Consider the following 22,502-nt stretch of genomic DNA (forward strand, 5'->3'; position numbering starts at 1 on the left):
TGGCCGGGATGTGATCTTCAAGGTTGAACGAGTAAAACAGTCGTTCCTGCCCACTCGATAGCTGTCCCATCATGCTGATGATCCCCCTCCGGCCAATGAAGCAATTTTGCCGTAGACCAGACAGGGGAAGCTACTTTTTCAACAGAATCGGCCGATTTCGGACCACCGCTGCCAACTGCTCCCGAAACAGGCAAACGACCCTGTTAATACAAAGAATTATCATTTATATTCGCATCTAAATCGCATTGCCTCAGGCCCCGCATGTCGCTGGAGTCCGCTAAATCCTCTCTTATCAGCACTCTGGTGCGTCATTACGACGAGCTGGTCGAGCGCGTTCGCCGGCGTTTTGGTGACGGTGGTTTTGCCCATGAGGTGATCCACGATGTTTGTGTTCAACTCCTCGAAAAGCAGCAAAAAGAGCAACCCCGAACGCCGTTGGCGCTGCTGCACAAGATTTCTCACGATCAGGCTATCAGCCGTTACCGCAGTGAACGCCGGCGCCAGGCGTGGATTGTCACCCTGCCCGATCTGCCTGAGCGCGAATCTGAAGCACCCTGCGCTGTTCGGCAATACGCCGCGTGCGAAGAGCTGGAGTTGCTGACCCAGGCCATTGATGCACTGCCGCCGCGCTGCCAAATGGTTTTTGTTATGCATAAAATCCATGAACTGCCGCAAGCGGAAGTTGCCAGACAAATGGGAATTTCCTTGAAGACGGTGGAGAAGCACCTGCGGCTGGGGCTGGCGGCTTGCCGCGCGCACCTTGCTCGCACGACGTTGGAACCATGAACAAAGCCAAGACAGCCATGCCCAAACAATCGCCGGACGATGAGCTGCTGGCCCGTCATCGTGACGCGCTGCGCAATCGTTTTCCGCTGCCTACGCCCAAGCCCCGTAAAAAGGCCAAATCAGCAAGCGCTGCGGCCTGTGTTCTGTTGCTGGCGGCGGGCTTGGTGTGGCTGGATCCGGCTTATCACCGCGAGCAGTTCCGCGCGCCCCAGGGCGAGCACCTGCAAGTGCAGTTATCCGATGGCAGCCAGATAATGCTGGAGCGCAATACCCGCATCACGGTTGATTGGCACTTACGTTCCCGGCGCGTGCAGCTTGAGCAGGGACAGGCGATGTTCGATGTCGCTAAAACGGTTGTCCGGCCGTTCCAGGTGACTGCTGGTGAGGCCTGTGTTCAGGTGCTGGGCACGCTTTTCAGCGTTGCTGACTTCAACCAAAACGTGCGTGTCACTCTGGTACGCGGGCGTGTTTCGGTAAGCACTCGCGACGATCCAGAGCACAGCGTGACGCTACTGCCTGATCAACAGATAGACGTGTCGAAAAACCAATTACAGCAAGCAGTGTCTGTCGATGTGAACGCTGCGAACGCCTGGCAAAACGACCAACTGGTGTTTGATCACACGCCACTGGCGGAGGTGCTGATGCTAATTCAGCGCTACTCCCCTCGCCCGGTCATTCTTGATGAACCAAGCCTGGCCAACCTGACACTGAGCGGTGTGTTCGATACGCGTAACGTTGACGCGCTGCTCAGCGCCCTGCCCGAAGTTTTGCCAATAGCCCTCAACAGCGCAGCCGATGGCGAGATTCACGTCGTGGGCAAGGCTAAATAAAAATATTTTCGTTTGGAGGTAGGGTTTTGGTCTGCCCATGACGGCTTATAGGTCAGACCCTACATTCCAAGGAAAATAATTAATGAAGCACCGTCTGCCCTTGCAGTTGTCAGCCCTCACCTTCAGCTTACTGCTCGCCGTCTCGGCGCAGGCTCAGGAGGCTGTCGAACTGGACTTGCCCAGCGCCTCTCTGGACCAAGCCCTGAATACTCTGGCCCGCCAAACATCGGTACAGATCCTGTTCGCCAGTGACGTTACCGCAGGTAAAACCGCACCGGCCATCAAGGGCCGCTACACACCTGAGCAAGCGCTGGCGCAGCTGTTGAATAACAGTGGCCTGCAATCAAATGCGCGCGGCGAGCAGACATTCATCATCGCCCCGGCAGAATCGGCGACTGCGCATAACCCCACTGAAACCACGCAACTTGGCAGCATGGTAATCAAGGGCGATGTTCTCGGCGGCGCGACCGACTCTGAAATTTTAAGCTACTCAGGCAGCCGCTCCAGCGTCAAATCTGCCGACCTGACAAAGGCCAGTGTGCGCGGCGTCGATGACGCATTGCAGCGTGTACCCGGAGTCAAGATATTCGATGAAACCGGGACCGGCGCACTGCCACAAATAGCGGTACGCGGGCTGTATGAAAGTCGCAGTGGGCGGGTGCAAGCGTTGTCCGACGGCGTACCACTCGCTCTCGCACCTTACGGCCAGACAGGGCTTTCGCTGTTCCCGGTCACCTTGGCGACCGTAGACAGGATAGATGTTGTGCGCGGCGGTGCAGCCGTCCAGTACGGCCCAAACAACGTGGGCGGGGTGATTAATTTCATCAGCAAACCTATTCCACGCCAAACAGAAACGACCCTGCAGGAGAGAATCACCTTTAACGCGGGGGGCCGTCAGCTTTGGGATTCCTACCTGGGCACCGGCGGTTACCTCACCGACAACTTCGGTTTACAGCTCGACCTGAACACCATCAACGGAGAAACCGGCCGCGAGCATTCGGATACCGATATCCAGAACTACCGTCTGCGCGGCCAGTGGGATATCAATGACAACAGCGACTTGAGCTTCGGCTTACAGCACTACAAAGCCGACATGGATCTGGCCGGTGCTCTGAGTGTTGAGGACTATAAAGACGACCCACGGCAGTCAACGCGGCCACTGGATCGCTTTGAAGGTGATACCGACCGGGTATGGGGAACCTACACCCAACAATTTGGCGCAGCGGGCCCTTTCGATTCGATTGAATTCAGCTGGACCAACTTCGCGCACAACAGCTATCGCAACTTCATCATTGGCCTGCCCTTCACCCCGGACGGTACAGCCGCAACCAAGCAGGACGCTCCGCGCGACTTCAAAGTATGGGGCAGTGAGCCGCGCCTGAGCATGACCATGGACGGTGAAAGCGTCAGCCAAACCTGGCTATTGGGCGCGCGCTACGTCAAGGAAGACATCGACTACGAAGTCAACCGACAGAGCCTCGCGACCGGCCAAACTCAGGCCTTCCGGGACTGGACTTTCAATGATGACGCCAAAGCCTTTTACCTGAGTAACGCCATCAGCCTGTTCGACAACCAGCTCACCATCACACCCGGCGTTCGGTACGAGCACGCCACCATGAATTACGACGATGGCATCACCGGCTTCAAAAACGAAAACGTCGCCAAGGAGTGGCTACCCAGCTTGACCCTTGGCTGGCAGGCCAGTGAGGACTGGTTCATCTACGCCAATGCGCAAAAATCCCTGCGCCCGCCGCAGGTTACCCAGATCGTCAAGGAAGGGGACGTTGGCGCTGAACTGGCGTGGAATTATGAAACGGGTGTGCGCTACACGCCATGGCAAGGCTTGCGCGTTGACATGGGCCTCTACCGCATCGACTTCGATGACCAGATCTCCTACAACGCCACCACAGACCGCTTCGAAAACCTTGGCAGCACCCGTCATCAAGGTCTCGAAACAGAAGTGTTCTGGACCCCCAGCGCCCTGCCGCAACTGGATCTGCATGCCAGCTATGCCTATCTGGACGCCGAGCAGCGCAACGGCAGTTTCAAGGGCAACGACGTGCCCTTCGCCTCCAAAAATCAATTCTCCATCGACGGCCGCTACCGCTTCGCCGAATACTGGACCTACAGCCTCGACGGACTTTACGTCAGCAGCGCCTACACCGATGCCGCGAACACCACCGATGAAAACAGCATCGCCTCGGTAGGGGAACTGCCCGCCTATTGGCTGTGGAACACGGCTATTGAGCGTGAGTTCAAGCTTCAGGACCAGAGTGTTCTAACGGCGTCTGCGGGCGTGAGCAACTTGTTCAACCGCGAGTATTACTTCCGCGGCATCGACACCAGCCCTTGGGGCCGCCAACCGGCGCCCGAGCGCTCGTTGACGCTCGGCGTTAATTATCGTTTCTGAGGGGGGAAAAGTTTGCAGGAGACAGGGAGTAATTGGGGCAAGCCTCAATTGCTCCCTGTCTAATCAGTGGCGCAACCTATACAGCCTCCCGGATGCATTGGGAAGCTCTGCTGCAGGCGTAGATTCAAATCACACAATCATTCAATCAGCTATATAGGTCGGGATTATTCATCCCGGTCATTTTACGATGCCAATGGTGTCGCCCAGAAAACTGCCTTTCACCTCACGGTCAACGAACTCGCGCATATGCGAGACGAAACTCTGCTGGATGTTTGAGAGCCGGCCCTGAGAAGGCATTAGCATATTGAAATCAACCTCAATGGACGGCGCAAAAGGACGAAACACAACCCCCTGCCCCTTGTACTCCAGCGCACTGATCGCATCGACCAACGCCAAGCCAGCGCCCAGTTCAACAAATGCGCACATGGGCGCAGACAATTGCGTTTCCAACTGAAGCCTGCGCGACACGCCATGCGCTGAAAATATGGCATCGATGTGGTGTCTGGAGCCGACCGCGCTCGGATAGGAGATAAAGGCCTCGCCTTCAAGGTCTTCCGGAACCACAACAGATTTCTCTTGCAGTCGATGCCCGGCAGGCATTGCACAGAGCAAATTCGATCGCAGCAGTTGTTCGCCGCGCGGGCACAGATAAGTACTGGGCTCCGCAATAAAACCCAGATCACAACGTTGCCCGATCACCTGATCCACAACTTCTTCAGACGACTGCACGACCAGACACACCTGCGCATGGGGATGTTGCTCGACAAACGCGCAAATGGCCCGCGGTAAAAATGAAAGACCCAGTGCCGGCGCGCAGACGATGCGCAGCGACCCGCGGGTGAGGCTGCAGATTTCTCTCGCCGCGCGGGCGATACGCTCAACACCGACCAGAGAGCGCTGAACCTCTTCATACAACACCAGTGCTTCCGGAGTCGGTCGCAGTCGGCCCTTGATGCGGTCGAAGAGCGGGAAGCCAATATCTTCCTCAAGCGCTGAAATCAACCGAGTCGCGGCCGGTTGAGAAATGTGCAGCGCTTCTGCCGCACGCGTCACCGTCTCTCCCACGATGACTGCCCGGAACGCTTCAAGCTGACGAAGGTTCATTCAGCAACCCATAACAAATAAACATAGGCTTCATAAAATAAAGCATTTTTCAGTCACCGATAAGCCCCATAGGATTGATATCAACCAATAGAGGCTCCGGAATCAGTGGCCTATATGAATCTTAGCGCCATAGAACAATGAGCAATCAACCTATGCATAAATCGAAAACAGTTGTCGTAGGTGGTGGCCTTTTGGGCATGACCATCGCTTACGGGCTTGCGCTCGAAGGGCAACAGGTTTGCGTTTTGGACGAGGGCGACAGCGCCTTTCGCGCGTCCAGAGGCAACTTCGGCTTGATCTGGGTGCAAAGCAAAGGTTACGGCATGACCCCTTATGCCCACTGGACCCGACAAGCAGCTGCATTATGGCCTGAACTGGCTGGCAAGCTCTTGGCCGATACCGGCATTAATGTGCACCTGCGCCAGAATGGCGGGTATCAGTTGTGTTTGTCGCAAGCCGAGCTCACTGAAGAAGTTCACCGCTTGCAGTGGCTGCAATCTGCTTTGGGTGACTACCCCTTTGAGGTGCTCGAACCGAATGAGTTGCAGAAACGCCTCCCGCGGATCGGCCCGGACGTTGTCGGCGCCTGTTTCTCCCCCATGGACGGCCACGTTAATCCCCTCAAGCTGTTCAGTGCCTTGCACCACGCCTGCCAAGCGCGCGGCGTGCACGTTCTCCACAACTATGCCGTCGATGGAATTGAAGCTTTCGGCAACGATTTTCTGATCACATCGAACGCTCGCGAGCTGCGTTGCGAGCAACTGATACTGGCTGCAGGACTGGGAAACAAAACGCTCGGAGCCCACCTTGGGCATGACGTACCAGTAGCCCCCAGCCGTGGACAAATTCTGATTACCGAACGAATTGAGCCATTTCTTGATATTCCCACGTCAACCGTCCGGCAAACCGATGAAGGCACCGTCCAGCTCGGCGACTCGGCAGAGTCCGTCGGTTTCGATGACCGCACCAGCACAGCGGTGATCGCTGACATTGCGGATCGTGCAGTACGCAGCTTTCCGTGTCTGGACAACGTCAATCTGGTGCGGGCGTGGGGGGCTTTGCGCGTGATGACCCCGGATGGCGGGCCGATCTATCAAGAGCTGTCACATGCGCCCGGCGCGCACTTGGTGTCCTGCCACAGCGGTGTAACGCTTGCTGCCATGCATGCCCTGCGACTCGCACCGTCAATAGCCACAGGCACTGCGCTGCCGGAACTGGCGTCTTTCGGACTCGGACGATTTAGCGCCAACGCAGAGGTTCATCATGCCCACTGAAAGCTTGTTTACCCCATTAGCCAAAGCTCAGTCTTGGGTAACCATCGACTACGAAGGGCATCAGCTCAAGGTTCCGCAAGGTGTTTCCATCGCCGCCGCCTTGCTCGCCAGTGGCGTACGCCATTCGCGTACCACGCCTGTTCAGGGCGCTAACCGCGCACCATTTTGCATGATGGGTGTGTGTTTCGAGTGCCTGGTCGAGGTCGATGGTGTGCCCAACCGCCAAGGCTGTATGACGCTGGTAAGCGACGGCCTCAGGGTTCGACGTCAGCTCGGGGCGCGCAAGCTGGCGCCACTTTGTGCCGAAGGTGACTGCGATGAAAACTAAAGCCGTGGATCTGTTGATTATCGGTGCGGGGCCAGCCGGTATGAGTGCCGCTGTCGAGGCGCGCAACAACGGCTTATCGGTACTGGTACTGGATGAGCAGCCAGGTCCTGGCGGGCAAATCTACCGCAACATTAGCAACACCGACGCCCAACGCTCACAGATACTCGGCGCTGACTACAGCCATGGGCGTCATTTGGCACAGGCGTTTTTGGCCAGTGATGTCGAGTATGTCGCGCAAGCCTCGGTGTGGCAGGTCACTGATCAGAACCAAGTGCATTATTTGCATCAAGGGCAATCGCGAGTAGCGCAGGGCCAAAGGTTACTCATCGCAACGGGCGCATACGAGCGTCCAATGCCGATTCCAGGTTGGACCCTGCCTGGCGTCATGACTGCTGGCGCGGGCCAGATATTGCTCAAGAGTGCGGCTGTGGTACCTGCCGGCCCTGTCGTTCTTGCAGGGTGCGGGCCTCTACTCTACCTGCTGGCCGTTCAGTATTTGCAGGCTGGTATTTCCCTTGCAGCACTGGTCGATACCAGTCGACACAGCGACGTGCTCAGTGCTTTGCGCCATATACCTAAAGCCTTGAAGGGCTGGCCGGACCTGCAAAAAGGCCTGTCACTACTTGCAACATTACGTAAAGCCAAAGTTAAGCATTACAGGGGCGCAACAGCGCTGCGTATTGAAGGCAGCGCACAAGCCGAAGCTCTGAGTTTCAACAGCGGCGGTGATGAATATCGCGTTGCCTGCAAGCTCGTCATGTTGCATCAGGGCGTAGTGCCTAATACCCAAATCAGCTGGTCTCTGCGTCTGCAGCACCATTGGCAGAACGACCAACTGTGCTGGCAAGCTGAGCGCAATGCATGGGGCGAAACCAGCACGTCCGGGATATTTATAGCCGGCGATGGCGGCTCCATTGGCGGTGCAATGGCGGCTCAGGCACAAGGACGAATCGCAGCACTGGCTATCGCCTGTCAGCTCGGCCGACTAGGCAGCTCCGGCCGGGACAAGCTTGTAAAACCCTACCGGAAGGCGTTGCACCGCTGCATGGCGGCGCGACCTCTCATCGATGCGCTATATCGCCCGCGCGACGAGAACCGCATTCCCGAAGACAACGTAATTGTTTGTCGTTGCGAAGAGGTCACCGCCGGCACCGTACGCAGCCATGTGCGTCTCGGTTGCCTGGGCCCAAATCAGATTAAAGCCTTCAGCCGCTGCGGCATGGGCCCCTGCCAAGGGCGCCAGTGCGGCTTGACCGTAACCGAGATTATTGCCGCCTCCGGCAACGTTAGCGCAAGTGAAGTGGGTTATTACCGCATACGCGCGCCTTTGAAGCCCATCACCCTGAAACAGCTTGCACAACAGCCCAACAAAAACCTCAACAAGGAGTTGTCATGAGCAATATTGAGCATTTCGACAGTAACCCGAAACTAAGCCGGGTTGTTGTTCACCAGGGCGTCGCATGGCTCAGCGGCATCGTCGCCGACGACTGCAGCCAGGACATCAGCGGCCAGACACGACAGGTACTTGCACGACTTGAAGCCCTGCTGGCTTCAGTCGGTAGCGACAAGTCACGCGTGCTCAGTGCCCAGATCTGGATGAAGGATATGAAGGCCGATGTTGATGCAATGAATGCCGAATGGATCGAATGGTGCGAGACGCCTCCTCCGGCACGCGCTACATGCCAGGTCAGCTTCGACGATCCCGATATTCTCATCGAGCTCATCGCCACCGCCGCCGTCTGAACAATCCAGCAATCCCTACGCAATAACAACAACACTCTGGAGTTTTCATGAACACGAAAAATATAGTCCGCACGCTGGGCCTGATGACACTGATCGTGATGGGAAGCAATGCTTACGCTGAGAACGGCACCATGCGCGTCGGCATTGAAGCGGCTTACCCGCCCTTCGCGTACAAAACCCCGGACAATAAAATCCAAGGGTTTGATTACGACATTGGCGAAGCCATTTGCGCTGAAATGAAGGTCAAATGCGAATGGGTAGAGGTTGAGTTCGACGGGCTGATTCCTTCACTCAAAGTCCGCAAGATTGATGCAGCCATCTCATCGGTTTCAATCACACCGGACCGTCTTAAATCAGTCGATTTCACCAACAGCTACTACCGCCTTCCCGCGAAGATTGCGGTTCGCAAAGACAGCGCCATCAAAGCAATTCCAGAAGACCTGGCGGGTAAACGCATTGGTGTTCAGCGCTCAACCAACTTCGACCGTTACGCCACAGAACACTTCCAAACAGCAGGTGCCGAAATCATTCGCTACGGCAATCAGGCCGAGATCTTCCTCGACATGCTGGCTGGGCGCCTGGACGCCACCATGGCAGGCTCGATTGCCATTGAAGAAGGCTTGCTGAACAAGCCTGACGGCGAAACGTTCGGGTTCGTAGGCCCCGACTACACCGACACCAAATACTTCGGAATGGGCGCGGGGATTGCCGTGCGCAAAAATAATCCACTGACACAAGAAATCAACCAGGCGCTGACAACCATACGTGCCAATGGGACATACGACTCCATTCGCAAAAAATACTTCTCTTACGATATCTACTGAGAACGGCCGTGCTGCTTTCGCCCCTGGAAATGTTTGCGTTAGAAAAGCTTCTTAAGCAGACAGGCACAAGCGGCCTGGAATTATCGCCCAGTCATTTCAGCGCGCTTGGCCGGGAGTTCACTGCAGCCGGCTTTTACACCCTCATCAAATGCCATGAGCAGCATGAACTCATGCTGCTCGGCAAAGAACTGAGTGTGGCGTTTACCCATCACGCCTTGAAGCGCGGTGGGTACTTTATCTGTTGGCTCGAGGACAACTTCACACTTTGCCTCGAAGGTGTGGCGAACCACCAGGATTGGTCTTCTGAGGTATCACCTGACAGCCTCGCCATTCTCTGGCGCCAGCCCTAGCCGACCTGTTGCTGCCGCTGCCCTGTCGGGTCGTATACACGCATCAGCGTCTACGGCCAATTCTTTCCCCTGAATATCGCGCGCTACTCTTTCGGCACTACTGCATTTACTTCTGGCAATTGCCCGCTCATGCGGTGCAGGAAGTCGATGAGTACTTCGACCTCGGATTCACTGAAGTTTGCCAGCAGTAACCGCTCCCTTTCGAGGGCTGTTTCCAGCACCCGGTCGTGTAATTCGCGCCCTGAAGGGGTGAGCGTTACGGTGTGCCGCCGGGCATCTTTGCTATCGACTTCGGTAGACACAAAGCCTTCGCGCTCGAGCATCTGCAGCGAGCGACTGACTGCCCCTTTGTCGAGCCCAATCACCTGAACAATCCGGTTGGCGCTGATGTGATCCTCCACAGCAAGCATTGCCAGCACCCGCCACTCAACGATGCCAATGCCAAAGTGCTTGCGATAGCAGGCGGATGCCCCGCTGGACATGTTGTTGGTGAGGAATGTGAGCAGAGCGGGAACGTAACGTTCGAGATTAAGTGGGGGCTGCGCCATGACAAACGGATCCGCTGATTTATTTTAATTGGTTGACATCGCAACTAAAATTACTAAGATTAGAGTCACTCAAAGATATCGCGCCGGCATCATAGCCCAGGCGCCAGAACAATAAAATTATGAGGCTCATCGCCATGAACAGCCCACACTGGCTCCCTCCTCCCTGAGCTGAGTCGCGTTTATCACGCGGTCGCTGAAACCGCCTAAATCCATTTTTTTTTCAAACACTGCATTACTGCGGTGGCGGGTACGCTCATGCTCGACGTTTATGTGTCACGTAAAACCATTGAAGCTGAAGATGTTTGCAGCTTCGAATTGACGGCTGCCAATGGCGCGCAATTACCGGCCTTCACCGCGGGCTCGCACATCGATGTGCAAGTTGCGCCAGGGCTGACCCGGCAGTATTCACTGTGCAACCCGCCGCATGAGCGCGAGCGGTATCTGATTGCGGTGCTCAACGAGCCGGCATCTCGTGGTGGCTCCAAGGGCATGCATGTCGACATACCTCAGGGCGCACAGCTGAAGATCGGCGAGCCACGCAACCTTTTCGAGCTGGACCTGACAGCGGAGCATTACGTGCTGTTCGCCGGCGGGATCGGTATTACCCCCATTCTTGCCATGGCGCACGATTTATTGGCAACCGGAAAGCGTTTCGACCTGCATTACTGCGGCAGATCTAAAGAGCGCCTGGCGTTCCTCGATTTGTTGAGCACGGCGCCTTTCGCCAAGCACGTACATGTTCATGTAGACAACGGCCCAGCCGAACAGCGTCTGGATGCAGCGCAGATACTGCAATCGCCCACGGTAGGCGAGCAACTTTATGTCTGCGGCCCATCCGGGTTTATGGCCCACATTGAGTCAACTGCCAAAGCCTGTGGCTGGCACGATCAGCAGATTCATCGCGAAGATTTTGCGGCCCCTGTGCAGGTGCTTGAGGGGGATCAGCCGTTCGAAGTTGAGTTGACGCGTTCCGGGCAGATCCTGGTGATACCGGCAGAAAAGACCGTACTCGACGTGCTGTTAGAGAACGATATCGAGATCGAAAGCTCCTGCGAGCAAGGCATCTGCGGCTCATGCATTACACGGGTTTTAGCCGGTGAGCCGGATCATCGCGATCAATACATGAATGCCAAAGAGCATGCCCTCAACGATTGCTTTACCCCGTGCTGCTCGCGCTCGCTCAGCCCCCGGCTGGTGCTCGATCTGTAACCCCTGACAACAACAAGCCTGATAGTTGGAGAGCCTGATGAATACCTCACACGCCCAGTCGCAAGCCATCGAAATCGGCGCGCCCGCTGAAACGCTGCCAAAATTTCCATTGAACCAATGGTACGTAGCCGGCTTTGCCTGGGAGCTGAAAGACAAGCCACTGGGCAGAACCCTGCTTTGCAAACCGATTGTTATGTTTCGGACTGCCGATGGCCAGGCTGCAGCACTGGAGGATCGTTGCTGTCACCGCGCTTTACCTCTGTCGCATGGCACGCTTGAAGAACAAGGGCTGCGTTGCGGTTATCACGGTTTGCTGTTCAACGGCTCAGGCCAGTGCCTGGAAGTGCCGGGACAAGCCAAAATCCCTTCAAAAGCCAAGGTACCGGCGTTCCACGTAAGAGAACGTGACCAGATTATCTGGATCTGGTTTGGCAGCCCAAATCAGCCAGAGCCGACAAGCGAGCCGCCTGCGTATGACATTCATAGCAGTGGTGAGTATCTCTTTGACGGCGACGTCTATCACTACGATGCGCCTTACCAGCTCATCCACGACAACCTGCTGGACTTAAGCCATCTGGGTTACGTGCACCTGCGCACTATTGGGGGCAATGCAAGCGTGCACATGAATGCACAAATGAATGTTGAAAGCACCGACACCACCGTAACGGTAACCCGCCATATGCCGGGCTCGGTTCCGCCGCCAACCTATTCGGCGGCATACCCCTTCAAAGATAAAATTGATCGCTGGCAGGAGATCGAGTTTCACGTATCGCACCTGCGTATCTGGACCGGCGCCATCGATGCGGGCACAGACTCACTGGACAACCCTCAGCGCGAAGGCTTTCACATGCGCGGTTTCCATGGCGTAACACCCGAAACGGAAACGACCAGCCACTACTTCTGGACAATGGCGACCAACCCCAAGAGCAATGAGCAGGAAATCAAGGAGAAGGTCGTCGAGCAGACGGCCATGACCTTCGATGAAGACAAGGTTGTGATCGAAGCCCAGTACCGCAACATGCTTGAGTTTGGCCCAAAGCCGATGGTCGACATTCACGTTGATGTCGGTGCGAACCGCGCTCGCAAGATTATTGAGCAGTTGCGTCAGGCATCTTGCTGACCGGCAGTCGAGGCGGCTCAAACCGCCTCGACTCCAGACTAGCGTCTGGGATTAACTCAGTTGGTGCCGTTGAGAGGAATTGAACCTCCGACCTACTGATTACGAATCAGTTGCTCTACCAACTGAGCTACAACGGCGCAGAGTGCGGCGCTGGGGTTTGGCGGAGCTGTTTCGCGGCGCTCCCCTGCCTTTGCCAGTGGCACTCAAAGACAAGGGAAATTCTAGCAGCGCCCGGGCCAACGGCCAGAGGGATTACTTGCGCAGCAATTCCAGATAGTCGGCATGGATGGCGATATGGCCGTCTTTATACAGACCGCCAATTGCCTTCTTGAAGTTGCCCTTGCTCACGCGGAACATGGCGCTGATGGCCTCGGGGGAGCTTTTGTCGCTGAGGTTCAGACGGCCATCGTTTTCGCGCAATTTGCTGAGAATCTGCTGGGCCAGGCTGCCGGCGGCTTCTTCACCGATGGGCTGCAGGCTCAGGCTGATCTTGCCGTCGCCGCGCATCTCCTTGATGAAGCCCTTTTCCTGCATGCCACTGCGCACAAACTTGAACAGTTCGTTCTTGTGGATCAGGCCCCAGTGCTTGCCGTTGATAATGGCCTTGAAGCCCATGTCGGTCTGGTCGGCCACCAGCAAATCGACTTCCTGGCCCGGCTTGTAGTTGGCCGGTTCTTTATCCAGATAGCGATCAAGGCGCGCAGTCGCGGTGATGCGCTTGCTGCGTTTATCAAGAAATACGTGCACAACGCAGTAATCGCCCACTTGCAGCGGGCGCTTTTCTTCGGAATGCGGCAGTAAGAGATCTTTCGGCAAACCCCAGTCAAGAAAGAGCCCGACGCGGTTGATATCGACAACCTTGAGGCTGGCAAAACCGCCCACCTGCACTTTCGGCTTCTCGGTGGTGGCGATGTATTTATCTTCACTGTCGAGGTAGACGAATACATTCAGCCAGTCTTCCACCTCGCTCGGTGTGTCGCTGGGGATGTAGCGTTTCGGCAGAAGGATTTCACCTTCCGCGCCACCATCCAGATACAAGCCAAAGTCAGTGTGTTTTACCACCTGCAAGCTATTCATTCGTCCAATCAGGGCCATGCTCATCTACCTCGTTGCAAGGGCGTCATTCTAGCTGATATGGCGTTTATTTTGTTATTTCAAATCAGCGCAAGCCACCAGCCAGCCCAAGTTTAAACGCGACCAGACCGGCGGTTTAAAATAAGCCGGGGTCAAACCGCCGCTCATCTATAATTACAAATAACCATAAATAACAACGACTTATATAAATAAACTGATTTTATAAATGCAATATAAGCTGAATTTAAAAAAGCCTGCATTTAATTTCGGAGTGTATTTATAAAGATATTGTCAAGTATTTAGTGTACAATCTCCGGCCAAATTAATTTTTAAACAGGTTAATGGCCGTCATGCGCGTAAAAGCATCCAACAGCAAGCCCAAGCCCGCCCCAGCAGTAGAAACCAGCGCTTCGATCGACGCGCAGATTGCTAACTTCCTCAAGGCCGGCGGTGAAATCCAGCAGATCGCCAAAGGCGTCAGCGGCCAGGTCTACGGCGCTAGCAAGCAAATCACCATCGGCAAAAAATAAGCTCGCTCACGCCGACTTATTTACAGCTGATTATTAGGGAGCCTCTGAAAAAGCTAGCGAGCGACGGGAACAAACCGCATGAAAGCAGCACATAGCTGCACTTTCAATCGCCAACCCGAGCGCAGTACTTTTCCAGAGGTTCCTTAGCGTTTTGCTCGCAACGACAAAGCGCTGACTACCGCCCCAACCCACGACCCTACCGCCCCACATATATTTGTAGCGGCTACTGGCAGTTGGCTCGCGCATGTTTCAAAATTATGGCAACCCACCTTCGTGGTAAATCTGGCATTGCCGACAATCTGCAGGCCATGTCATTGGAGTTTCCGTGCGTTTTCTCAGCCGCTGGCTGCAACAGCCTATCAGTGCATCGCTGGCCTTAGCCTCCCTGCTCCTGCTAATCCCTATGCTCAGCCGTTATTTCTTCGGCTGGTCGCAACCCTTCGGCTATCTGTCGGACCTTACAATCGGCAGCGCACTGCTGATTCTGCTGGCGCGCCGCAGTCTTTGGCTGAGTGTGCCGATAGCGCTGTTCTGGAGTGTGCTGACCTTAAGCAGTGCTGAGCTGATCAGCGCTGTCGGGCGCATGCCCGAAGTCGGTGATCTGCATTATTTAACAGATGCCCAGTTTGTCAGCCGCTCGACTGAAGGCAACGGGCTCAATCACCCTGTGCTGGCGGGCGTCTTGCTGCTCAATCTACTGGTTTTTGCGTTGCTGCAATTTCGCCAACGCAAAGCAGACGCTCAACCGGTGCGCCTGCGCTGGTTACTGCTGCCGCTAACGCTGTTTATCAGCCATAACCTGTTGCAGGCGCGAATCCCCAGCGACGCTGCGCAGTGGGCTCAATTCAACTTGCCGCACAAGCTGCTGGTCGCCGGTATCAACAGCACGAGCGCGCAGCTCGACTCGCTGGTGAATGGCGATCAACCACCCGTTGCGGTGGATATCAGCGCCCTGTCGCGCCTTGACCTCAACGGCGCACCGTTGCTCAGCGGGCCGGGCAAAGCTCGCAACGTATTGATTGTCACGCTGGAAGGCATACCCGGCGCGTATATCGAACCGAGCCGCCATGCATTGCGCAGCCGTTATCACGAAGACCTGATGCCGCGCCTCAGCGCTTGGGCGCATCGCGGCATGCTCACCAGCGATTATGTACTGCACAGTCATCAGACCATTCGCGGTCTCTACGCGATGCTCTGCGGTGATTACGCCAAGCTCGACTCGGGCACCCCCAAAGGCGTCGAGTTACTGGGCCAGGCCCAACGCAGTGAACACTGCCTGCCCGCCCAGTTGCGCGCGAACGGTTTCAGTACGCACTACCTGCAGGGCGCAGGTCTGCGCTTCATGGCCAAAGATCAAATCATGCCGCGCATGGGCTTTGAGAAGACGCTGGGCCGCGACTGGTTCAAGAACGATGCGTACCTGGAATTCCCCTGGGGCATGGATGACAAGGCCTACTTCGAAGGCGCCCTGAACTACATCGAGCAACTGCGCCAAACGCCGGACAAACCCTGGATGCTGACACTGCTCACGGTGGGCACGCACCAGCCCTACTCGGCGCCAGCAGACTACCTGCAACGCTACAGCACGCCCAAACAAGCGGCGGTGGCCTACCTCGATGACGCCATTAGCGACTTCCTCGACGGTCTCAAAGCCCGTGGCGTACTCAAGGACACGCTGGTTATCGTCACCTCGGATGAATCGCACGGCATCGAAAATGTCAGTCTCGCCTCAGCCTGGGGTTTCAACCTGATACTGGCGCCCGAGCAGGAACAATTACCCGCGCTTAAAACCGGAACCTATGGCCACGTCGATCTGACTGTCTCGATACTCGACTATCTGGGCCTGGCGCCGCCTCAAGACTTGATCGGTCGCTCCATGTTGCGCGACTACAGCACGGGCCGCTCGATCATTTCCTACACTAATGGACTGCTGCGCGAACATGACGGCACGGTCTTGACCGAGTGCGACTTTCAGAATGTCTGCCGGCGCTACGCCAGCACGCGATTCATCAGCGACCGCGCTGAATATCTGGGCCGCTTTACCGGTGTGCAAGCGCAAGCATTGAGCCAACGTGCAGCATTACTGGATCAATCGCTGCAGCACAACCAAAGCAGCCTGAGCTACCAGTTCGCCAACAACCGGCCAATCAAACTAAGCGTTGAGCCCGGCAATGACTGGGCCGACAATCTGGTTGGCGCACAATATCTGCTGCTCCCTAAAGGCAGCCACACTCAGGTTACCTTGCGCATTCGTGCGGTGGGCCTCGACGCAGCCGGCGCTCAGCTGCAACTCAAGGCCAAGGAATACGAACGCGATGTAAGCCTGCCGATTCCCGAGTTGCCAATTCTCACCGCCGACCAGCCACTGGAAGTCGAGTTTGCGTTCGACAATCTGGATGCTCGCAAGGCGTTCTCGTTTCATCTGCTCGGCCAGGGCAATGGCGCCATCGAGATCACAGATTTCAGCGTCGACACGGTGCCGCTCAACGCCAAGCTGCTGGCGGCGCAGCAAGAAGATGGCGCCCCCGAAATCGAACCCGAAGCATTGCTCGACGACCCTAAACCGGGTAACCCCTAAGCCGCTAGCGGTTTGTGCAGGCAATAAAAAACCCGCTGCGATGCGGGTTTTTTATTGCCTGTGCGCGTGATTACTCGGCGCCAGGCTCGGCCGGCTTGCGGCGCTTGAGCGGGGCCAAACCGTCTTTACTCACCAATACTGGCGCGTCGGACTTTGGCTTGTTGATCGTGTTGCGCTTGCTTGGCGACTTGGCTGCTGGTTTTTTCGCAGCGGCCTTCTTGCCGGTTTTAGCGTCGGTCTTTTTCTTCTTGGTGCCGGCCGCTTTGCCAGACGCCTTGAGGTTCTTCGGCCCCTGATACAGGCCTTTGTGCTCCTTGATGTTACGACGCTCGAATCGCTGCTTGAGGTAGCGCTCGATGCTCGACATCAGGTTCCAGTCGTTGTGGCAGATCAACGAGATCGCCAGACCTTCGCCACCGGCACGGCCGGTACGACCGATTCGATGCACATATTCATCGCCCGAGCGCGGCATGTCGAAGTTGATCACCAGATCAAGGCCGTCAACGTCCAGACCACGGGCGGCGACGTCGGTTGCCACCAGAATCTTCACCGCGCCCTGACGCAAGCGATCAATCGCCAGCTTGCGGTCTTTCTGATCCTTTTCGCCATGCAAGACGAACGCTTTGTAATCACGCGCAACCAGTTTGCCGTAAAGGCGATCAGCCTGAACGCGGGTATTGGTGAAGATAATCGCCTTGTCGTAAGTCTCGTTGGCCAGCAACCAGTCGACCAGCAATTCCTTGTGGTAGTTATGGTCGGCGGTGATGATTTGCTGGCGCGTGCCTTCATTGAGCTGGCTGACGCTGTTGAGCTGTAAATGAGTTGGATCTTTCAGCACCTTGCTGACCATCTCACGCAGCCCTGCACCGCCACTGGTGGCAGAGAACAACAGCGTCTGGTGCTCACCGTTGCACAGCCCGGCCAGACGTTCGACGTCTTCGGCAAAGCCCATGTCGAGCATGCGGTCGGCTTCGTCCAGCACCAGCACTTCAACTTCATCGAGCAACAGGTTACCGGCGTTGGCATGTTCGATCAGGCGACCAGGGGTGCCGATCAGAATATCCACACGGCGCAACATCGCAGCCTGCTGTTTGAAGTCTTCACCGCCGGTGATCAGGCCCGCCTTGAGGAAGGTGAACTGAGCAAAGCGCTCAACTTCCTTGAGGGTTTGTTGCGCCAGCTCGCGGGTTGGCAGCAGGATCATCGCGCGCAGGCACACACGCGGTTGCGAGCCACCGTCGCCGAGCAGGCGGCTGAGCATCGGCAATACAAAGGCGGCGGTCTTGCCGCTGCCAGTCTGTGCAATTACCCGTAGGTCATTGCCTTGCAGGGCAGCCGGAATAGCCGCCACCTGCACCGGAGTAGGCTCGACAAATTTAAGCTCGGCCACGGCTTTAAGCAGGCGTTCATGCAGGGCGAATTGGGAAAACACGGGGTAACCTCGACAAAAAAACTGGACTCAGCCGTATAGCGTAACGTTTTCCGGAGCGTTGGCCGAGTTTCTTTACAGATTTGCTGTAATTATTCATGGATATACACTGATATTTGCTTGTCAAAGATCGTACAAGACAATTTCCGGAGATATTCATGCTCAGGTCATCAAACCTGTTCCTCACTGTCAGCCTCGCAATCGCACTGGGCGCTCAGCCTGCACTGGCCGCCCCCAAGCACGACAAGCATGGCGGCAACCATGACAGCGACATCAGCATCAACCTTAATGGGCCGTCCGTCGATATTGGCCGCGTGCGCGTCATTCTGGGTGATAACCGTGACCTGATCGGCCCGGCCAGTTCGCTGCCGCCCGGCATTGCCAAAAATCTTGCGCGAGGCAAACCGCTGCCACCGGGCATCGCCAAGAAGTTTGATAATCGCCTGATCGGCAAGCTGCCGCGCTATGACGGCTACGAATGGCGCCAGGCCGGCACCGACGTGGTGTTGGTCACGCTGGCCACCGGGTTGATTTACGAAGTACTGAGAAACGTACTCGACTGATCCGCAGCGGGCGTCTCGATGAGATGCCCGACCTTCACGTAAATCAGGCAGCCTTCAGTTGAATACGGCGTGTGCACAGAGCCATGCGGATTACGCAGCCAGGTACCCGCTGGATAATCACCGAACTCGTCCTGAAATACCCCTTCGAGCACCAGAATTTCCTCGCCGCCCATATGCCGGTGCGCCTTGAACTGAGTGCCTGGTGCCCAGCGCACCAAGGCCGTGTGCACGGTGGCGAAGCTGTCGAGCGGCAACACGCTCAAACCCGTCACCAACCCCGGTTGAAACTCGGCGCTACGGGTATCAATGCGCTTTACCGTTTGATCATCGGGTTGCTGGTAGCAGAGTTTGACCAACAGCAAACAGCCGTCTGGGCTCGCCGGTGCATGCTGGCTGCCCGGTGGATTCTTGATCCAGTAACCGCGCGGATACTCGCCAAACTCATCGGTAAACGTGCCGTCGAGCACCAGAATCTCTTCGCCAGCGGGATGACTGTGGCTGCGAAAGCTTGAGCCGGGCGCGTACCGTACGATTGAGGTGGCCTTACCGCTCTCGGCAGCAAAGCGCTCCAGCGGGCGCCGCTCCACACCGGCAAGGGGTGAAGGCAGCCACTCCAGCGTGTTGCTGTCGACGACCACACGCTGATTGATATCGGCATTTACCTGCACCGTATTGCTCCTTGAGAATCAGTCTTCAGATAAGTTTCTTGCGCTGCTGTTTAATCAGCAGCCGCGTACTATCAAGCGCAACCAGAATCACCGCAATCCAGATCGGCACATAGGTGATGAGTTGCTGGCTATCAATACTTTCGCCCAGAAACAACAACGACACAGCGAATAACAGCACCGGCTCGACGTAACCGAGAATCCCGAACAGACCCATCGGCAGCAGTCGGCTGGCAACCAGCATGGCCGCGAAGGCCAACGTTCCGAGTAATCCCAGCCCCGGCAGCAGCAACCACAATTGCGGCGCTTCGGTGAAAGCCGCCTCAGGCCCGAAAGCGACAATGATCCAGATGGCCAACGGTGCCAGCACCAGCATTTCGAGGATAAAGCCGGACAAAGAATCCAGCGCCATCCAGCGACGCAGCATGAAGTAAGGCGGATAACCCAAAGCGGTGACCAGCGTTACCCACGAAAACGCCTGCGTACGCCACAGTTCATGCGCCACGCCGCAGGCGGCAAAGAACACGGCAATCTTGATCAGCGGCCGCAAGCGCTCGCCGTAGAACACCCGCCCGGACAACACCATGGCCAGCGGCAGAAGAAAATACCCCATCGACACATCGAGCATTTTGCCGGACAGCGGCGCCCAGACAAACAAGCCCCACTGAATACCAATAAGGATGGCGGCAACCGGCAACGCCAGCATCAGCTTGGGCTCACGCCGCAGTCGCGTGAAAGCGCCGCGCAACAGCGGCCACTGGCGAGTCAACAGCACCAGCAACAGAATCGCCGGTATTGACCACAACACCCGCTGCGCAAAAACCTGCACACCGTCCAGCGGCGCCAGCCATTGCACATAGCCAGGAATAAGCGCAAATAAAATGGAGGCGCCGACCGAAAACGTCACCCCACGACCCGAAAGATTCATCCGCTAACCTTGGCGCCAGGCGTCATGCCTTGGCGGGTTATGAACAGGGAAAGTGCAATCACCGCGCCGCCGATGCTCAACCGGAGTAAATCGGCATCGCGGTTCCACAGCAACAGGTTGACCAGCAATCCAGCCGGCACCAGCGCATTATTCATCACAGCCAACGTGCCACCGTCGACCAGACTCGCACCTTTATTCCACCAGTAAAGACCAAGACCCGACGCCACGAGGCCAAGCCACGACAAAACCGTCCATTGCGTGACCGTGTGCGGCAGCTTTTCGCTGTTGCCGAACAGCAGGAATGCCGGCAACGCGACGGCCAACGCCCCGAGGTAGAAATAGCCGAACCGCCGATGCTGGGGAATCGGCGACGGGAAGCGCTGGAGCAGGTGCTTGTAGAAAACCTGCCCGGCAGCAAAGGTGGCATTGGCGATTTGCAGTAAGAAGAAGCCGTAGTAGAAATCCGCACTGATGTGGTCGAAGCGAATAATCGCCGCCCCGAATACCGCAACCACAGCGGCGAGCAGCGCCCACGGATTGAAACGCCGATTGATCGCATCCTCAATCAGGGTCACATGCAGCGGCGTAAGAATGGTGAACAGCAAGACTTCGGGCACGCTGAGCACACTGAAACTCAGGTACAGGCACACGTAGGTAATACCGAACTGCAGGGCGCCAATCACCAGCATGCCCTGAATAAAACGCGGCTCGACGCCACGCCAGCGCGTCATCGGCAAAAATACCAACCCGGCAATGACGATGCGGGTCAGCACGGCAAAATAACTGTCGACCTGACCGGCCAGATATTCGCCGATCAAACTGAATGAAAACGCCCACAGCACGGTTACAAAAACTAGATATCGCATGGCCACCCCTTTTGCAGGCGGCGACCTTAGCGTGTCCGTGGCAATTGAACAATCGTGAGGCGCTGCGAAAAAAAATAGCCGATAAAAAACCGGGCAAGCCGACTCAATCTCCCTGCAGGAGTTGAAGCGCCTTGCCCGGTTTGCACATCAGCTTGCGACGAAAGCTAGCTGATGTCTGCAGCTCTCAGCGTGAAGGCTTGGCTCAAGCCACTTCAGCCATTTTCGCCTTGGCCGCAGCGATACCTTTTTGCTGATGCTCTTCACCCAGATTCAAGCCTTCGGCGTGAATGAAGCTGACATCGTGGATGCCAATAAAGCCCAGCGCCTGACGCAGATAGGGTTCCTGATGATCCAGTGCGCTGCCAGCGTAAACGCCACCGCGTGCGGTCAGCACAAATGCGCGCTTGCCAGTCAACAGACCTTGCGGGCCGGTCTCGGTGTACTTGAAGGTCACACCGGCACGCAACACGTGGTCGAGCCAGGACTTGAGGGTGCTCGGAATGGCGAAGTTGTACATCGGCGCAGCCAGCACCAGCACATCGGCGGCCAACACTTCATCCGTCAGAGTATTGGAAAGCTGCAGTGCGGCCTGCTCGGCAGCGCTTTGCTGATCCGCCGGAGTCATCCAGCCGCCCAGCAGGTTGCTGTCCAGATGCGGAACCTGATCAACCGCCAGATCACGAACGGTGATTTGATCCGCCGGATTAGCGGCTTGCCACTGCGCGACGAAGTCTGCTGTCAGTTGACGGGAGATAGAACCTTGCTTGCGCGCACTGCTTTCGATTACCAGAACATTAGCCATACTGTTTGACTCCATCGAGGGATGTTTGTTGTCGATGGAGCCAAGACTAATCAGGTTAAAATCGATTAAAAAGCGCAATATATTGCTTTAACCAATCGACAATATTGATTTATAAGCGAGCGGGCTCTAGTCTGGCTTAAGCCAATTCACTGGCACATTTCAGCCGTTTCTCTCAACTTCACAGACGACGCTTACGCGCAGCTTGATAATTTTACGAGAGAATTTGATCGATAAATTGGTGTCTTCGCCAGCAGACAGCGCAGCGCTGCGAGTACGCGGGGCTTCTGGTCCGTTGCGGAAGGTGGCTTTGCACTTGGCGTCGGCCTGGCCGTAGTTGTAAAGAACAACCGCGCCCATGCTGTCGTCGATCTCAAGGCCGGTCACTGAAACCTCGGCACCGTTGAGTTTTTTATCAATTTCGATCGGGTAGGCGAAGGCCGTTAGCGGTAAAAGTGCAATCAGTGCGCAACAAATTTTTTTCATGTTCTGGCTCCTGGAAGTAGCCGCCAGTGTAGAGCGAGATGCTCCCGGTGTGCACCCG

Annotated in this window: 23 protein-coding genes and 1 tRNA gene; 14 read left to right on the plus strand and 10 right to left on the minus strand. The window is 56.3% G+C overall.

Translation table 11 applies throughout. The features are described 5' to 3' along the window. Positions 1–261: 261 nt before the first annotated feature. The 3 genes from FEZ62_RS19770 (at position 262) to FEZ62_RS19780 (ending at position 4,026) form a co-directional block, all read left to right on the plus strand. Positions 262–786, plus strand: coding sequence for an RNA polymerase sigma factor (locus tag FEZ62_RS19770; RefSeq protein WP_172929542.1), 525 nt, complete (start codon positions 262–264; stop codon positions 784–786). After that, on the plus strand, positions 783–1,616 hold the full coding sequence (locus tag FEZ62_RS19775; RefSeq protein ID WP_172929543.1) for a FecR domain-containing protein: 834 nt from the start codon (positions 783–785) through the stop codon (positions 1,614–1,616). The genes FEZ62_RS19770 and FEZ62_RS19775 overlap by 4 nt, the downstream gene beginning before the upstream one ends. A gap of 82 nt (positions 1,617–1,698) precedes the next feature. Continuing rightward, complete coding sequence (locus FEZ62_RS19780; protein WP_172929544.1) at positions 1,699–4,026, plus strand: TonB-dependent receptor; 2,328 nt, start codon at positions 1,699–1,701, stop codon at positions 4,024–4,026. Between the two features lie 177 nt (positions 4,027–4,203). Here the strand turns inward: FEZ62_RS19780 and FEZ62_RS19785 are convergent, their stop codons facing one another. After that, positions 4,204–5,130 (minus strand): LysR substrate-binding domain-containing protein, encoded by a 927-nt coding sequence (locus FEZ62_RS19785; protein ID WP_069901534.1) that lies wholly within the window; start codon positions 5,128–5,130, stop codon positions 4,204–4,206. Positions 5,131–5,282: 152 nt separating this feature from the next. Here FEZ62_RS19785 and FEZ62_RS19790 point away from each other — a divergent pair, with 152 nt between their 5' ends. The 6 genes from FEZ62_RS19790 to FEZ62_RS19815 are packed head-to-tail and all read left to right on the plus strand — an operon-like array spanning position 5,283 to position 9,649. Further along, complete coding sequence (locus FEZ62_RS19790) at positions 5,283–6,404, plus strand: FAD-dependent oxidoreductase (RefSeq protein WP_172929545.1); 1,122 nt, start codon at positions 5,283–5,285, stop codon at positions 6,402–6,404. After that, positions 6,394–6,732 carry a (2Fe-2S)-binding protein gene (locus FEZ62_RS19795; protein WP_090513394.1) on the plus strand — a complete coding sequence of 113 codons (339 nt, stop codon included), beginning with the start codon at positions 6,394–6,396 and terminating at the stop codon, positions 6,730–6,732. Before FEZ62_RS19790 ends, FEZ62_RS19795 begins: the two co-directional genes overlap by 11 nt. After that, positions 6,722–8,128 carry an FAD/NAD(P)-binding oxidoreductase gene (locus FEZ62_RS19800; RefSeq protein ID WP_172929546.1) on the plus strand — a complete coding sequence of 469 codons (1,407 nt, stop codon included), beginning with the start codon at positions 6,722–6,724 and terminating at the stop codon, positions 8,126–8,128. The genes FEZ62_RS19795 and FEZ62_RS19800 overlap by 11 nt, the downstream gene beginning before the upstream one ends. Then, positions 8,125–8,475 (plus strand): RidA family protein, encoded by a 351-nt coding sequence (locus FEZ62_RS19805; protein ID WP_172929547.1) that lies wholly within the window; start codon positions 8,125–8,127, stop codon positions 8,473–8,475. Before FEZ62_RS19800 ends, FEZ62_RS19805 begins: the two co-directional genes overlap by 4 nt. Positions 8,476–8,522: 47 nt before the next feature. Further along, the gene (locus FEZ62_RS19810) at positions 8,523–9,299 is read left to right on the plus strand and encodes an ABC transporter substrate-binding protein (RefSeq protein ID WP_172929548.1); all 777 of its coding nucleotides are present in this window, start codon (positions 8,523–8,525) and stop codon (positions 9,297–9,299) included. Between the two features lie 8 nt (positions 9,300–9,307). Then, a complete protein-coding gene (locus FEZ62_RS19815) occupies positions 9,308–9,649 on the plus strand; it encodes a hypothetical protein (RefSeq protein ID WP_172929549.1) in 342 nt (113 codons plus the stop codon). A gap of 83 nt (positions 9,650–9,732) precedes the next feature. Here the strand turns inward: FEZ62_RS19815 and FEZ62_RS19820 are convergent, their stop codons facing one another. Then, the gene (locus FEZ62_RS19820) at positions 9,733–10,197 is read right to left on the minus strand and encodes a MarR family winged helix-turn-helix transcriptional regulator (protein WP_090513399.1); all 465 of its coding nucleotides are present in this window, start codon (positions 10,195–10,197) and stop codon (positions 9,733–9,735) included. A gap of 255 nt (positions 10,198–10,452) precedes the next feature. On the opposite strand from FEZ62_RS19820, the gene FEZ62_RS19825 reads away from it, so the two are divergent. Both FEZ62_RS19825 and FEZ62_RS19830 read left to right on the plus strand, forming a co-directional pair. Then, positions 10,453–11,406 carry a PDR/VanB family oxidoreductase gene (locus FEZ62_RS19825; RefSeq protein ID WP_172929550.1) on the plus strand — a complete coding sequence of 318 codons (954 nt, stop codon included), beginning with the start codon at positions 10,453–10,455 and terminating at the stop codon, positions 11,404–11,406. Between the two features lie 37 nt (positions 11,407–11,443). Then, a complete protein-coding gene (locus FEZ62_RS19830; protein WP_172929551.1) occupies positions 11,444–12,526 on the plus strand; it encodes an aromatic ring-hydroxylating dioxygenase subunit alpha in 1,083 nt (360 codons plus the stop codon). A 61-nt stretch (positions 12,527–12,587) separates the two neighbouring features. Here FEZ62_RS19830 and FEZ62_RS19835 read toward each other — a convergent pair. Further along, a tRNA-Thr gene (locus tag FEZ62_RS19835) sits at positions 12,588–12,663 on the minus strand. Positions 12,664–12,778: 115 nt separating this feature from the next. Next, entirely contained in the window at positions 12,779–13,621 is an 843-nt protein-coding gene (locus FEZ62_RS19840; RefSeq protein ID WP_069901897.1) for a S1-like domain-containing RNA-binding protein, read from the minus strand. Between the two features lie 320 nt (positions 13,622–13,941). On the opposite strand from FEZ62_RS19840, the gene FEZ62_RS19845 reads away from it, so the two are divergent. Next, positions 13,942–14,130 (plus strand): hypothetical protein, encoded by a 189-nt coding sequence (locus FEZ62_RS19845; RefSeq protein ID WP_170827792.1) that lies wholly within the window; start codon positions 13,942–13,944, stop codon positions 14,128–14,130. A 325-nt stretch (positions 14,131–14,455) separates the two neighbouring features. Then, positions 14,456–16,708 carry a sulfatase-like hydrolase/transferase gene (locus FEZ62_RS19850; protein WP_172929552.1) on the plus strand — a complete coding sequence of 751 codons (2,253 nt, stop codon included), beginning with the start codon at positions 14,456–14,458 and terminating at the stop codon, positions 16,706–16,708. A 70-nt stretch (positions 16,709–16,778) separates the two neighbouring features. On the opposite strand, the gene FEZ62_RS19855 is transcribed toward FEZ62_RS19850, so the two are convergent. Further along, on the minus strand, positions 16,779–18,140 hold the full coding sequence (locus tag FEZ62_RS19855) for a DEAD/DEAH box helicase (protein ID WP_069901524.1): 1,362 nt from the start codon (positions 18,138–18,140) through the stop codon (positions 16,779–16,781). A gap of 155 nt (positions 18,141–18,295) precedes the next feature. Here FEZ62_RS19855 and FEZ62_RS19860 point away from each other — a divergent pair, with 155 nt between their 5' ends. Then, on the plus strand, positions 18,296–18,700 hold the full coding sequence (locus tag FEZ62_RS19860; RefSeq protein ID WP_172929553.1) for an anti-virulence regulator CigR family protein: 405 nt from the start codon (positions 18,296–18,298) through the stop codon (positions 18,698–18,700). Here FEZ62_RS19860 and FEZ62_RS19865 read toward each other — a convergent pair. From FEZ62_RS19865 to FEZ62_RS19885, 5 genes are all read right to left on the minus strand, one after another. Continuing rightward, entirely contained in the window at positions 18,670–19,368 is a 699-nt protein-coding gene (locus FEZ62_RS19865) for a cupin domain-containing protein (RefSeq protein WP_172929554.1), read from the minus strand. The genes FEZ62_RS19860 and FEZ62_RS19865 overlap by 31 nt on opposite strands. Positions 19,369–19,393: 25 nt before the next feature. Next, complete coding sequence (gene rarD, locus FEZ62_RS19870) at positions 19,394–20,293, minus strand: EamA family transporter RarD (protein ID WP_069901521.1); 900 nt, start codon at positions 20,291–20,293, stop codon at positions 19,394–19,396. Continuing rightward, positions 20,290–21,159 (minus strand): carboxylate/amino acid/amine transporter, encoded by an 870-nt coding sequence (locus tag FEZ62_RS19875; protein ID WP_069901520.1) that lies wholly within the window; start codon positions 21,157–21,159, stop codon positions 20,290–20,292. Before FEZ62_RS19875 ends, rarD begins: the two co-directional genes overlap by 4 nt. Positions 21,160–21,361: 202 nt before the next feature. Beyond that, positions 21,362–21,961, minus strand: a complete 600-nt coding sequence (locus FEZ62_RS19880; protein ID WP_172929555.1) for an FMN-dependent NADH-azoreductase — start codon at positions 21,959–21,961, stop codon at positions 21,362–21,364. 159 nt (positions 21,962–22,120) lie between these two features. Continuing rightward, positions 22,121–22,444 (minus strand): 3-phosphoglycerate kinase, encoded by a 324-nt coding sequence (locus FEZ62_RS19885; RefSeq protein WP_069901518.1) that lies wholly within the window; start codon positions 22,442–22,444, stop codon positions 22,121–22,123. Positions 22,445–22,502 lie beyond the last annotated feature (58 nt).

Source organism: Pseudomonas sp. MS19 (assembly GCF_013277615.1).
Taxonomy (GTDB): domain Bacteria; phylum Pseudomonadota; class Gammaproteobacteria; order Pseudomonadales; family Pseudomonadaceae; genus Aquipseudomonas; species Aquipseudomonas marincola.

What these genes read in the sequence shown, in the direction of transcription:
- FEZ62_RS19770 (WP_172929542.1), top strand. Translation starts at nt 262, where the DNA reads ATGTCGCTGGAGTCCGCTAAATCCTCTCTTATCAGCACTCTGGTGCGT.
- FEZ62_RS19775 (WP_172929543.1), top strand. Translation starts at nt 783, where the DNA reads ATGAACAAAGCCAAGACAGCCATGCCCAAACAATCGCCGGACGATGAG.
- FEZ62_RS19780 (WP_172929544.1), top strand. Translation starts at nt 1,699, where the DNA reads ATGAAGCACCGTCTGCCCTTGCAGTTGTCAGCCCTCACCTTCAGCTTA.
- FEZ62_RS19785 (WP_069901534.1), bottom strand. Translation starts at nt 5,130, where the DNA reads ATGAACCTTCGTCAGCTTGAAGCGTTCCGGGCAGTCATCGTGGGAGAG.
- FEZ62_RS19790 (WP_172929545.1), top strand. Translation starts at nt 5,283, where the DNA reads ATGCATAAATCGAAAACAGTTGTCGTAGGTGGTGGCCTTTTGGGCATG.
- FEZ62_RS19795 (WP_090513394.1), top strand. Translation starts at nt 6,394, where the DNA reads ATGCCCACTGAAAGCTTGTTTACCCCATTAGCCAAAGCTCAGTCTTGG.
- FEZ62_RS19800 (WP_172929546.1), top strand. Translation starts at nt 6,722, where the DNA reads ATGAAAACTAAAGCCGTGGATCTGTTGATTATCGGTGCGGGGCCAGCC.
- FEZ62_RS19805 (WP_172929547.1), top strand. Translation starts at nt 8,125, where the DNA reads ATGAGCAATATTGAGCATTTCGACAGTAACCCGAAACTAAGCCGGGTT.
- FEZ62_RS19810 (WP_172929548.1), top strand. Translation starts at nt 8,523, where the DNA reads ATGAACACGAAAAATATAGTCCGCACGCTGGGCCTGATGACACTGATC.
- FEZ62_RS19820 (WP_090513399.1), bottom strand. Translation starts at nt 10,197, where the DNA reads ATGGCGCAGCCCCCACTTAATCTCGAACGTTACGTTCCCGCTCTGCTC.
- FEZ62_RS19825 (WP_172929550.1), top strand. Translation starts at nt 10,453, where the DNA reads ATGCTCGACGTTTATGTGTCACGTAAAACCATTGAAGCTGAAGATGTT.
- FEZ62_RS19830 (WP_172929551.1), top strand. Translation starts at nt 11,444, where the DNA reads ATGAATACCTCACACGCCCAGTCGCAAGCCATCGAAATCGGCGCGCCC.
- FEZ62_RS19840 (WP_069901897.1), bottom strand. Translation starts at nt 13,621, where the DNA reads ATGGCCCTGATTGGACGAATGAATAGCTTGCAGGTGGTAAAACACACT.
- FEZ62_RS19845 (WP_170827792.1), top strand. Translation starts at nt 13,942, where the DNA reads ATGGCCGTCATGCGCGTAAAAGCATCCAACAGCAAGCCCAAGCCCGCC.
- FEZ62_RS19860 (WP_172929553.1), top strand. Translation starts at nt 18,296, where the DNA reads ATGCTCAGGTCATCAAACCTGTTCCTCACTGTCAGCCTCGCAATCGCA.
- rarD (WP_069901521.1), bottom strand. Translation starts at nt 20,293, where the DNA reads ATGAATCTTTCGGGTCGTGGGGTGACGTTTTCGGTCGGCGCCTCCATT.
- FEZ62_RS19875 (WP_069901520.1), bottom strand. Translation starts at nt 21,159, where the DNA reads ATGCGATATCTAGTTTTTGTAACCGTGCTGTGGGCGTTTTCATTCAGT.
- FEZ62_RS19880 (WP_172929555.1), bottom strand. Translation starts at nt 21,961, where the DNA reads ATGGCTAATGTTCTGGTAATCGAAAGCAGTGCGCGCAAGCAAGGTTCT.
- FEZ62_RS19885 (WP_069901518.1), bottom strand. Translation starts at nt 22,444, where the DNA reads ATGAAAAAAATTTGTTGCGCACTGATTGCACTTTTACCGCTAACGGCC.